This window comes from Stenotrophomonas sp. AC248 (genome assembly GCF_979258185.1).
The window spans coordinates 2,535,934-2,547,607 of record NZ_OZ409840.1; the positions used below are offsets into that span (position 1 = coordinate 2,535,934).

10 protein-coding genes and 3 tRNA genes are annotated in these 11,674 nt (G+C 67.6%); 4 read left to right on the plus strand and 9 right to left on the minus strand.

What is annotated here, in order from left to right; genetic code table 11:
* Positions 1-193 precede the first annotated feature (193 nt).
* Both ACZ0AE_RS11535 and ACZ0AE_RS11540 read left to right on the plus strand, forming a co-directional pair.
* Positions 194-269, plus strand: a tRNA-Ala gene (locus ACZ0AE_RS11535).
* A gap of 48 nt (positions 270-317) precedes the next feature.
* Positions 318-393: transfer RNA gene (locus tag ACZ0AE_RS11540), tRNA-Glu, on the plus strand.
* 146 nt (positions 394-539) lie between these two features.
* Here ACZ0AE_RS11540 and ACZ0AE_RS11545 read toward each other — a convergent pair.
* Positions 540-956: a GNAT family N-acetyltransferase gene (locus ACZ0AE_RS11545; RefSeq protein WP_051598794.1), complete on the minus strand. Its 417-nt coding sequence runs from the start codon at positions 954-956 to the stop codon at positions 540-542.
* A gap of 109 nt (positions 957-1,065) precedes the next feature.
* Between ACZ0AE_RS11545 and ACZ0AE_RS11550 the strand changes: the two genes are divergently transcribed.
* Entirely contained in the window at positions 1,066-2,022 is a 957-nt protein-coding gene (locus ACZ0AE_RS11550; protein WP_463601179.1) for an SOS response-associated peptidase family protein, read from the plus strand.
* A gap of 9 nt (positions 2,023-2,031) precedes the next feature.
* On the opposite strand, the gene ACZ0AE_RS11555 is transcribed toward ACZ0AE_RS11550, so the two are convergent.
* The gene (locus tag ACZ0AE_RS11555) at positions 2,032-2,412 is read right to left on the minus strand and encodes a response regulator (RefSeq protein ID WP_038687884.1); all 381 of its coding nucleotides are present in this window, start codon (positions 2,410-2,412) and stop codon (positions 2,032-2,034) included.
* A gap of 124 nt (positions 2,413-2,536) precedes the next feature.
* Here ACZ0AE_RS11555 and ACZ0AE_RS11560 point away from each other — a divergent pair.
* Positions 2,537-2,623 (plus strand) — tRNA-Leu (locus ACZ0AE_RS11560).
* A gap of 78 nt (positions 2,624-2,701) precedes the next feature.
* On the opposite strand, the gene ACZ0AE_RS11565 is transcribed toward ACZ0AE_RS11560, so the two are convergent.
* The 7 genes from ACZ0AE_RS11565 to ACZ0AE_RS11595 all read right to left on the minus strand — a co-directional run bounded on the left by ACZ0AE_RS11565 (position 2,702) and on the right by ACZ0AE_RS11595 (position 11,635).
* A complete protein-coding gene (locus ACZ0AE_RS11565) occupies positions 2,702-3,202 on the minus strand; it encodes a DUF4189 domain-containing protein (RefSeq protein ID WP_463601180.1) in 501 nt (166 codons plus the stop codon).
* A gap of 101 nt (positions 3,203-3,303) precedes the next feature.
* Positions 3,304-5,163, minus strand: coding sequence for a methyl-accepting chemotaxis protein (locus ACZ0AE_RS11570; protein ID WP_447594231.1), 1,860 nt, complete (start codon positions 5,161-5,163; stop codon positions 3,304-3,306).
* Positions 5,164-5,468: 305 nt separating this feature from the next.
* Positions 5,469-7,682 (minus strand): PAS domain S-box protein, encoded by a 2,214-nt coding sequence (locus tag ACZ0AE_RS11575; RefSeq protein WP_463601181.1) that lies wholly within the window; start codon positions 7,680-7,682, stop codon positions 5,469-5,471.
* 226 nt (positions 7,683-7,908) lie between these two features.
* A complete protein-coding gene (locus ACZ0AE_RS11580; protein WP_463601182.1) occupies positions 7,909-10,284 on the minus strand; it encodes a Tex family protein in 2,376 nt (791 codons plus the stop codon).
* Between the two features lie 309 nt (positions 10,285-10,593).
* Positions 10,594-10,809, minus strand: coding sequence for a hypothetical protein (locus ACZ0AE_RS11585; RefSeq protein WP_038687875.1), 216 nt, complete (start codon positions 10,807-10,809; stop codon positions 10,594-10,596).
* Positions 10,810-10,985: 176 nt separating this feature from the next.
* On the minus strand, positions 10,986-11,435 hold the full coding sequence (locus ACZ0AE_RS11590; protein WP_051598793.1) for a hypothetical protein: 450 nt from the start codon (positions 11,433-11,435) through the stop codon (positions 10,986-10,988).
* On the minus strand, positions 11,432-11,635 hold the full coding sequence (locus ACZ0AE_RS11595; protein WP_038687873.1) for a PspC domain-containing protein: 204 nt from the start codon (positions 11,633-11,635) through the stop codon (positions 11,432-11,434). Before ACZ0AE_RS11595 ends, ACZ0AE_RS11590 begins: the two co-directional genes overlap by 4 nt.
* Positions 11,636-11,674 lie beyond the last annotated feature (39 nt).

An 11,674-nucleotide genomic window follows, 5' to 3' on the forward strand; every position in this document is an offset into this window, starting at 1 on the left:
GTTTGTGTGCCCCGGTAAATGCCGACCACTGGCTAGAACGGCACCTACCCCGGTAGATGCCGACCGTTGGTCGGCATGGCCCATGCGGGACACCCCGGCACGCCGACCACCCACCGGCATGCACCGGGACGAAACAAAAAGCTTCCCATCCAGCAAAACCATCGCTATGATAGGCGGCTCGCAGCATCAACGTGGGGCCATAGCTCAGCTGGGAGAGCGCCTGCATGGCATGCAGGAGGTCGGCGGTTCGATCCCGCCTGGCTCCACCACTTCTCCGGACACAGGCCGTCCGATAGAAGACAAATTCGGTTTAACGCGTCCCCATCGTCTAGAGGCCTAGGACATCACCCTTTCACGGTGGCGACCGGGGTTCGAATCCCCGTGGGGACGCCAGCTACAAACAACAGCCCCCGGCACTGCCGGGGGTTTTTGTTTGTGTGCCCGGTAGGTGCCGACCGTTGGTCGGCACGACGACTCCCCAACGCGTACAGACCCACGGTCGGCATCCACGGCCTTTCGTACCGACCAATGGTCGGTACCTACCGCACCACCTTGGCCATGCCCACCGATCGCGGCGCGGTCAACGCAAAGCCGAACTGCGCATACAGGCGGTGCGCGTCGCCATCGGCGATCAGGCTCACGTACGCACCTACCGCATGGGCCTGCAGCCACGCGTCCAGTTCACGCATCACCGCCTTGCCCAACCCTTGGCCCTGCCGCTCGGGCACCACCGCGATGTCCACCACCTGCAGGAAGCAGCCGCGGTCGCCCACCAGGCGGCCCATCGCCAGCAGCTGATCGCCCTCGCGGATGCTGACCCCGAACACCGTATGGGGCAGGCCCAGCGTGGCCGCCTCCAATGTTTTCGGGCTCAGCCCCGCGCGCACCCGCAGATCGCGGTACTCGGCCACGCTGGGCGGATGGGGAATGCACTTCAGACCAGCAGCTAGGGTCATGGGACGGCTCGCACTCGTGAACAGGTTGCCAGCATGCCGCATCGGTTTCTCATCCGGTGATACCAACCGGCCTATGCTGTCCCCTGCCCCTTTCGCCCGTCCCTGCCCCATGTGTTACTCCGCCCAGATCCGCGCCGATTACACCAAGCTGGTGCGGGAATACGGCGCCATGATGTCGCTGGACGAATTCGCCCAGCTCTATGCCCACGATGCCGGCAAGCAGCGCCCGAAAACACCCAAGGCGATGGACGACGGCTTTGCCGGCGCGCGCACCGCGCAGGGCCAGGACATCGTGGCGAAGATCCAGCAGTGGCATGCCGAGGAAATGCAGGCGCTGGACACGGAGATCCGCGTGCAGGGCGAGCGCCGCGATGCCGCTCACGCCAGCCTGGCGGCGCGCCCCACGCAGAAGGCACGCAATGAGGCGCGCATCGCTGGCAACCGCGTCGAACGCGCGCAGGCGCGGCTGGACGACCTGCGGCGCACCGGGCTGCTGCCGCGCGACAGCCGCATCTTTCCTGGTGTGTATGCACCGGTGATCGTGTCCGAGCGCGGCCAACGCGTGATCAAGCCGATGCGCTATCAGTGCCGTCTGCCGGACACGCCGGCCCGCCACGACACGCTGTACCCCGGCACCTACAACGCGCGCCGCGACAGCCTGGGCGGATACTGGAAGCCCGCGTTCGGGCATTGCCATGGCGTGGTGGTGGTGCAGTCGTTCTACGAACACGTGCCGCGGCATGCGCTGGAGCAACGCGCCCTCTCGCCCGGCGAGAAGGCCAGCAACGTGGTGCTGGAATTCCATCCGCAGCCACCGCGCGACCTGCTCATCGCCTGCCTGTGGTCGGAGTGGGAAGGACCGGAGGGGCGGCTGCTGTCCTTTGCGGCCATCACCGACGAACCGCCGCGCGATATCGCCGCGGCCGGCCATGACCGCTGCATCATCCCGATCCGGCCGGACAACCTGGATGCCTGGCTGAACCCGGACCCCAACGATCTGGATGCGCTGTATCGCATCCTGGATGACCGTGAGCCGGTCAGTTACGCCCACACCGAAGCGGCGTGAGCGCAGGGATCAGCTGGCGACCGATGCGGCCTGCAGCGCGCGTTCCAACGCCGCGTTCAGTTCCGCGGTGAGGTACGGCTTGGTCAGCATCACGCCGGTGCGGAACACCGCCGGCAGGTGATCCGGCGCCATGCCGGTAGCCAGCACGAACGGAATGCCCCGGGCGCTCAAGGCGGCCGCGACCGGTTCACTGGTTTCATTATTGGCCAGCCGGTAATCCAGCAGCGCCACCTGGGGCTCGCTCTGGCCGAGCAGGCGCAGCGAATCGGCAACCGACGCCGCCGGGCCGACGACGACCGCGCCGGCCTGGGCCAGCTGCATCTGCAGCAGGGCCGCACTCATTTCGTCGTTCTCGACCACGAGTACCCGAAGATCCTGCAATGCGCTCATCCCGGCTCTCTGTATGGTTCAGCCCGGTGAGTATAGCGTCCTGCCCCAATGAAGATCGAACATCACATGAAGCGTTCAGGGCTGCACAGATCTCCGCAATTTGTATACACTACGCGGCCAGCCAGCCGAAGTGGCGGAATCGGTAGACGCAGCGGACTCAAAATCCGCCGCCCTTAAAAGCGTGTGGGTTCGAGTCCCACCTTCGGCACCATGGAATTGCACAGGCCAGATCTTCGGATCTGGCCTTTTGCATTTCAGGGGCTGCCGAACGGCAGCCCCTTCCGTGGACTCATTCAGTGGATCTCGATGCAGCCGCCGCTTTGGCAGCGGTTTCGGCAGCGGCATTGGCCGCAGCCACCGCCGCAGCGGTAGACGCAGCCCGTTGTTGCAGCACGGCGGCCTGCGCCGACGCGTCCGGCGTCAGCGGCGGGGTCTCGCGCCACACCAGCGCCAGAACGCAATCCCGGGCCTGGCGACGGCACATCGCTTCGGCCTTGCGCTGGGCAGCGCCATCCTCTTTTTCAGACAGCGCAAAACCCACGGCGCGGGTGCCGGTGTACACCGCGGAGAATCCCGGGGCGGTGGTACTTGCCTGGCTCGCACAGTTCGGTGAACGCTGCACGCAGTAGCCCAACGCCTGCTGCATTGCCGCGCTGACGGTGCGCTGGTTCATCGAATAGCCGTAAACACCGGTAGTGGTGTCGTAAAACACGGCCGACGCCGCGTTGGCGGCGCCCGCCGCGGCCAGTGCGACCAGAAGTACTGCGCTGCGTCCTGCTGTCATTGACATGGTGGTGGTCTCGACCTTCCGTTGGAAGGCCGAGTATCCCAAAGCGCAACACGATTGGCACGCAGGTAGCGCCCCGATACGTTGTCAGGCACAGCAGACGCTTACACCAGCCGCAGCGCCGGTTGGCCATGTCCCGCTGCCGCGATGGCCTGCCGCGCGATGCCCGCACCGGCCTCCACCCGGAACGCGGCCACCGTCTGCAGCAACTGGGTAGCCTGCTCTTCCATGCTGCGCGCGGCCGCGGACGCCTCCTCCACCAGCGCGGCATTCTGCTGGGTGCCTTCGTCGATGTGGTCGACCGCCTGATGAATCTGCCCGATGCTTTCGCTCTGCTGCTGGGCCACCGCACTGATCTCGCTGATCAACGCACTGACCCGCTTCACGTTGACCACGATCTCGTCCATGGTGCGGCCGGCGCTCTCGACCTGCCCGGTACCAGTGCCCACCTTCTCCACCGAATCGGCGATCAACTGCTTGATCTCCTTGGCCGCGCCCGCCGAGCGCTGCGACAGCGACCGGATCTCCGAGGCGACCACCGCAAAGCCGCGCCCATGCTCGCCGGCGCGCGCGGCTTCCACCGCCGCGTTGAGCGCCAGGATGTTGGTCTGGAAGGCGATGCCGTCGATGACACCGATGATGTCGACGATCCGACGCGACGATTCGTTGATCAGCGCCATCGTGCACACCACTTCATGCACGACATGGCCGCCCTGCGCGGCCACGTCCACCGCGCCGCTGGCCAGCTCGCTGGCCTGGCGGGCGTTGGTGGCGGTCTGCTGCACGGTGGCGGTGAGGCCCTTCATCGAGACCGCGGTTTCCTCCAGCGATGCGGCCTGCTGCTCGGTACGCACCGACAGGTCGCTGTTGCCTTCGGCGATCTCACTGGCGCCCACCGCGATGGTGTCGGCGGCGAACTTGATCTGCGCGATGATCGAGGCCATCGCCTCAACCAGCGCATTGATGCCTTCGCACAGCTCGGCGATCGGGCCGTTCTTGTCCTCGGTGGCGATATGCCCGGTGAGGTCACCGCCCTTGGCCGCGGCCACCACCTCGCGGGTCTGCGCCACGGCGTGCTGCATGGCCAGGCTGTCACGCACCTGGGCGGTGATGTCGGTGGCGTACTTGACCACTTTGAACGGGCGGCCGTTCATGTCCAGGATCGGGTTGTACGACGCCTGGATCCACACCTCGCGGCCGCCCTTGCCGAAGCGCCGGTACTGGCCGGCGTCGTACTCGCCGCGGCCCAGCTTTTCCCAGAACCGGGCGTAGTCCGGGCTCTGGCGGTGCTCGGGTTCCACGAACATGGCGTGGTGCTGGCCACGTACTTCGTCCAGTGTGTAGCCGGTGGTCGCCAGGAAGTTGTCGTTGGCCGACAGGATGCGGCCGTCCAGGCTGAATTCGATGACCGCCTGCGATTTGTTGATCGCCGCCAGTTGGCCGGACACGTCGGCGGCCTGCTGCATCTGCGCGGTGATGTCGGTGGCGAACTTCACCACCTTGTAGGGACGCCCGTTGCCGTCCAGCACCGGGTTGTAGGAGGCCTGGATCCAGATCTCGCGGCCGCCCTTGCCCAGCCGCCGGTATTGGCCGGCGTCGAATTCACCGCGCCCGAGCCGCGCCCAGAAGTCGCGGTACTCCTGGCCTTGGGCAAGGGCCGGTTCGACGAACATGGCATGGTGCCGGCCCTGGATTTCATCGAGCCGGTAGCCCACCGCCTGCAGGAAATTGTCGTTGGCCTGCAGGATGGTGCCGTCGAGGTCGAACTCGATGACCGCCTGCACCCGGTGCAGCGCGGCCACCTGGGCTTCCAGCTCGCACTGGCGTCGCTGGCTGGCGGCACTGGCAGACTGTCGTGCCTGGCCGGGCGCGATCACGCTGGCTTTCAGGGCCTGCCACAGTGAAGGGCGGGAAGCGGCGTCGGTACGTCCTTGCACATGCGCGTGCATACCTGAAGTAAGCATCATCTGATCCTCGGTCCCTGGCGTGCTGGAATCCGATGGGCACCATGCCCGTCGGCACTTCGTCTGGCGTGGGAGGTGCGGCGACGTCATGGCTCACGTCGCTTCTGCGGCTTTGTACAACTGCAGTACTGCATCCGGCAGACAGCCTGTTGCAAAGTCACGCGAGCCCGGGCCGACGAGAGGTGGCGGGGCACCAGCGCGGAGCGACGGAGGCTCCAGAATCAATATCGACAGCCGTGCAGGAAGCTTTAGGGCGGGTTCATAAAAAAGTTCACCCGGTGTCAGCAGGGCTGCGGGGCCACCCGTCAGCCTTCCCCGCCTTCGGTGGTCTCGACGTCCAGCGGGTCCAGCCCTTCCATGGTCGGCGTCTCCACCTGCACATTGTTCTTGCCTGCCGCCTTGGCCAGGTAGCACTGGGCATCGGCCGCGGCCACCGCGTCGTCCACGCTCATGCTGCCGCCGATCGCGGCGATGCCGATGCTGGCGCCGACGCTCAGCCGCTGCAGGTCCCAAGGAATGGTCAGTGTGCGTACGCCGTCCAGCAGGTCGCTGGCGATGCGGCGTGCGCGCTTGAGCGAGCAGCCGGCCAGGATCACCGCGAACTCGTCGCCGCCCAGCCGCGCCACGATGTCCGAATCGCGCACGCCGTGGCGCAGCACGTTGGCCACCGCCCAGAGCATGGCATCGCCGGCGAGGTGGCCATGGCTGTCGTTGACCGGCTTGAAGTTGTCCAGGTCGATGAACATCAGCGAGGCCGACTGCCCGGTCCGGGCGACCCGGGTGATGGCCTGCTGCAGGTGGGCTTCGAACCCGCGGCGGTTGCTCAGCTCGGTAAGCGGGTCGACCTCGGCCAGGTGGCGCGCTTCGCGCTGGCGGGCACGTTGCTGGGTCACATCGCGGATCACCCAGACCGCGCCACTGACCTGGCCGTCCTCGGCGCGCAGCCAGGCACGGGTGAGATCCACCGGCAGCAGCTGCGCGCCCACCGACAGCAGCAGGTCCGAATGCAGGTCCACCGCGTTGCTCTCCGGGTCGAGCAGCACGGCGATGTCCAGCGGCGAGCGCGGCGCGTATTCGGTGGTCAGCTCCATCACGTCCTGGACCTGGCCACCGGCCAGGGGCGAGGCGCCCTCCCCGGCCAGCGCGCGGGTGGCCGCAGCGTTGGCGTATTGGATCAGCCCCTGCAGATCCAGGGTCAGCACCATGTCCGCCACCGCATCCAGGGTGACGCGGGTGCGCTGCTCGGATTCGCGCAGTTGCAGGCTGCTCTGGCGCTGGGCGGTGACGTCCTGGATCTGCGACACGAAGTGCAGCGGCTCGCCGTGTTCGGAGCGCACCAGCGACACCGACAGCCGGCCCCACACGATGTTGCCGCGCTTGCCCAGGTAGCGTTTGTCCATGTGGTAGTGGTCGCGCCGCCCGTTGAGCAGGTCGGCGACCAGGGCCAGGTCGGTGTTGAGATCGTCTGCATGGGTGAGCGTCTGGAAGTCCACTGCCAGCAGCTCGGCGCGCGTGTAGCCGAGGATGCCGCACAGCGCGTCGTTGACGTCCAGCCAGCGCCCTTCCAGCGACACCAGCGCCATGCCGAGCGCGGCCGAAGAGAACGCACCGGCGAATTTTTCGGCCGCCAGGTACGCCTGCTCGCGGACTTCGAGTAATGGGGTGATGTCCACCGCCATGCCGACGTAGCCGATCCGGTGACCACCGCTGGCGTCCAACGGGCTGATCGACAGCCGCACCTGGCGGCGCTCGCCGTCCTTACGCACGTACGTCCACTGGTGCGACCAGGTGCCCTGCGTGGCGTGCGCGGTGAGCGCTTCAAAGACGGTGGGCACGCGGCCATCGGCATCGGCCTGCGGGCGCAGGTACTCCATCATTTCATCCGGGTCATGGAACAGGCCCGGGTTGACCCGCCCGATCACCTCGGCGGGCGTGTAGCCCAGCAGTTTCTGCGCCCCGGTGTTGAACAGGTTGACCACGCCATCGATGTCGGTGGCGATCACCGCCACTTCGTCGGAGGCATCCACCACCGCCTGCAGGCGCTGGCGCATGTTGGCCGCGTCCTGCCGCGCAGTCTGCAGGTCGGTGACGTCGGCGTGTGCCCCGGCCATCCACTGCGGCTGGCCGTGCGCGTCCCATTCGTAGACGCGGCCGCGATCCTGCACCCAGATCCAGTGGCCGTCCTTGTGGCGCATGCGGCACAGGCTGTCGTAGTGCGGCGAGCGCCCTTCCAGGTGTTCGCGCAGCCGCGCGTTGGACTGGGCCAGGTCGTCCGGGTGGACCAGCCGGAAAAACGTGTCGGGGGTGATCGGCGCCAGTTCGTCGCGGGTGTAGCCCACGATCTGCGCCCAGCGTTCGTTGACCCACATCCGGCCGTCCTGGACATTCCATTCCCAGGTGCCGGCACCGGTGCCGTCGATGATCATCTGCAGGCGCCGGTGGCGCTCGGTGATGTCACGCAACGCCGCGTCGGTGCCGTGCGCGGTGCCGTGCGCGGTGCCGGCCGGATCGTGGCTCATGCGTCCGGCCACGCACGCGGGCGGACGCCGCGCCGTACTGCACGTGGCCCTGCCCGACCTTCCGGCCCTGCCTGGTGCGTTGTCATATGGCCTCCCCGGCGCCTGCCCAGCCTACGGGCATTTGACGGGAAGTGTGACCAACACGGAGTGAAACCAGAAGTGCCGTGCCCGCCAGAGACGCCAAGGGCCGCACACGGCGGCCCCTGGCGGGTGGATCCAGGCCGGTTCAGCCGCCGCGTTTGGCGCGGGCGAAGGCGTCGGCCAGGGCGTTGTTGGCCGGCGGCGCGGCACTGCCCGGGCGCGGGCCCGGGGCGGCGCCACGGCCGCCATTGCGCTGCCCGCCCCCGCCGCCGCCATCACGGCGACCGCCACCGGCAGGCCGGGCATCGCGCTCGCCCGGGGCCTTGGCCGGGGCTGGGGTGTCGTCCAGGCGCCGGGTCAGGGCGATGCGCTTGCGCGCCACGTCCACCTCCAGCACCTTCACCTTGACGATGTCACCGGCCTTGACCACATCACGCGGGTCTTTGACGTAGGTGTCCGACAGCGCCGAGATGTGGATCAGGCCGTCCTGGTGCACGCCGATGTCGACGAACGCACCGAACGCGGCCACGTTGCTGACCACGCCTTCCAGGATCATGCCCGGCTGCAGGTGCTTGAGTTCTTCCACGCCCTCGGCGAAACGCGCCGCCTTGAACTCCGGGCGCGGGTCGCGGCCGGGCTTTTCCAGCTCCTTCAGGATGTCGCGCACGGTCGGCACGCCGAAGGTGGCATCGGTGAACTGTTCGGCCTTCAGCCCACGCAGGAAGCTGCCATCGCCGATCAACGCCTTGATCGGGCGTGCGGTGGCGGCCACGATGCGCTCCACCACGGGGTAGGCTTCCGGGTGCACCGAGGAGGCATCCAGCGGCTGGTCGCCATCGGCGATGCGCAGGAAGCCGGCACACTGTTCGAAGGTCTTGTCGCCCAGGCGCGGCACCTTGAGCAGGTCCTTGCGGCGCTTGAACGGGCCGTTGTCGTCGCGATGACGCACGATGTTCTCGGCCACCGTGGCCGACAACCCGGACACGCGCGAGAGCAGCGCGGCCGAGGCGGTGTTGACCTCCACGCCGACCGCGTTGACGCAGTCCTCCACCCGCGCATCCAGCGCACGCGCCAGGCGGTACTGGTCCACGTCGTGCTGGTACTGGCCCACGCCGATCGCCTTGGGTTCGATCTTGACCAGCTCGGCCAGCGGATCCTGCAGGCGACGGGCAATGGAAACCGCGCCGCGGATCGACACGTCCAGGTCCGGGAACTCCTTGGCGGCGAATTCGGAGGCCGAGTACACCGACGCGCCGGCCTCGCTGACCACGATCTTCTGCAGTTTGCTGTCGCCGAGTGCCTTGATGGCCTCCCCGGCCAACTTGTCGGTTTCGCGGCTGGCGGTGCCGTTGCCGATCGCGATCAGTTCCACGTTGTGCTTCATGCACAGCTGCTTGATCGTCTGCAGCGACTGGTCCCACTGCCGGCGCGGTTCGTGCGGGTAGATGGTGTCGGTGGCCACCAGCTTGCCGGTGGCATCGACCACGGCGATCTTGCAGCCGGTGCGGATGCCCGGGTCCAGCCCGAGCACGCTCTTGGGGCCAGCCGGGGCGGCCAGCAGCAGGTCCTTGAGGTTGTCGCCGAACACCGCGATCGCCTCGGCTTCGGCCTTCTCGCGGGCCTGGTTGAACAGGTCCAGCAGCAGGTGCATGTGCAGCTTGGCGCGCCAGGTCAGGCGGCAGGCGTCGAGCAGCCAGCGGTCGCCGGGGCGGCCGGCGTCGGCGATGCCGGCCTTGTAGGCCACCCGCCCTTCGGCATACACATGGCCAGCCTCGGCCTCGGTGCCCGGGTCCAGTTCCAGGAACAGGATTTCCTCGCGGCGCGCACGGAACAGCGCCAGCAGCCGGTGCGAGGGAATCTTCGCCAGCGATTCGGCGTGTTCGAAGTAGTCGCGGTACTTGGCGCCCTGCTCTTCCTTGCCTTCGGCGACACGGGCACGGATGACCCCGTTTTCGCCGAGCCAGCTGCGCAGCTCGCCGACCAGCGCGGCGTCTTCACCCCAACGCTCCATCAGGATCGCGCGGGCGCCTTCCAGCGCGGCCTTGGTGTCGGCCACGCCCTTGTCGGCATCGACGAAGGTGGCACCGAACACCTGCGGGTCCAGGGTTGGATCGGCCAGCAGGCCATCGGCCAGCGGTTCCAGCCCGGCTTCGCGCGCGATCTGGGCGCGGGTGCGGCGCTTGGGCTTGTACGGCAGGTACAGATCTTCCAGGCGCGACTTGGTATCGGCGCCAAGGATCTCGTTGCGGAGTTCGTCGGTGAGCTTGCCCTGTTCGTCGATGCTGGACAGCACGGCGGCGCGGCGGTCTTCCAGCTCGCGCAGGTAGGTCAGGCGGGTTTCCAGGTTGCGCAGCTGGGTGTCGTCCAGGCCGCCGGTGACTTCCTTGCGGTAGCGGGCAATGAACGGGACGCTGGCGCCTTCGTCCAACAGGGCGATGGCGGCACGCGCCTGGGCAGGCTGGGCACCGATTTCATCGGCGATGGTCTGGGCGATCTGCTGGGCGAGCTTGATGTCAGGCATTGCTTCCGGCCGGAGCCGCAGTACGGAAAGTCCCGATTGTGGCAACGCACGGCGGCGGGGGGAAGGCGTTGACAGCGGGGGGCGAACCTGTCGCCCGCGGGTGCCTGGCGTAGAGCCGGGCTCTGCCCGGCTTCTCATGACAGTCGCATCGCCCACGGTAGTGCCGGCCGCTGGCCGGCTCCTCATTACGGTCGGTGTACACGGACAGCCGGGCAGAGCCCGGCTCTACGGGTTCGGGGTGTGCGTGGAGCCGGCCAGCGGCCGGCACTACCGGTCGGGCGCCGGGCAGAGCCCGGCGCTACTGCCGCTTCAGCGGTAATGCTGGGCGGTGCGCTGGTGGACGATCTCGTCGCGCAGGGATTCCAGGGCCATTACCCGGATCTTGCCGATGCCCGGCAGTTCCATGAACCGCTCGGTATAGATCTCCGGCCCGGTGTCGGTATCGGCCCGGGACTTGCTGAAACCGTGGGGTACCAATCCTTTGTCGCCATCCTTGCTACCACCGACATAAAGAACGATTGCCATGTGATGTGTTCCTCCTGTGACGCATCGTGCAATTACAACAGGCGCCAGTTTAGCGTGCCGAACCTGACTGATCCGTCATGCAGCCTAATAACCTTTGTTTGCATGCAGATGACGTCGCGTTGCGCGACGTTTTATTTACACCGATTTAACGCCGCACTAACGTCGGCTACAGCGCCTTACGGCACACCCGGCCACCAGCCGCGGCCGGTCATGGCGTACACATCGGCGGCGCGTTCAAACGGGTTACGCGCGCTTACCCCGCCACACACCAGGTACACCGGCAGATACAGCGGGCCCAGCACCAGGTACTGGTAGACATGCGCGCGCTCGTGGTCGTGCAGGCCGATCACCGGTTCGGTGCAGTGCCCGGCCTGGTGGGCGTAGGTGCGGCAGGCCACGTCCAGCACCGGGCCGGTGTGCAGGATGACGTTGCCCAGCGTGATCGCCCCGCCCGGCCCCCACGGCCAGTCACGGAACACGATGGCCAGGTCGCGGCGGTTCCAGGACGGGCGCGCGCCGGCCACCATCCCGGCCAGGCCGCCGATCAGACCGATCAGGGTGTTGGGCGCGGTCCACACCGCGCCCAGCCCCTGCAGGACGCGCAGCGCCAGCGGTGGCAGGCTCAATCGGCCTCGTTGGGGATCAGCAGCCACAGGATCAGGTAGACCAGGATGCCCGGGAAGGCCGCCGACAGCACCGAGACCAGCACGAACACCACCCGCACCACGGTGGCACTCCAGCCGAAGCGATGCGCGATGCCGCCCATCACCCCGGCGATCATGCGGTCGTTGAGCGAGCGCGACAGCGTGCGCGGCGTGGCGTTCATGGCAGCGGTCTCCGGGACTGGAGGGCGGACTGTACCGCG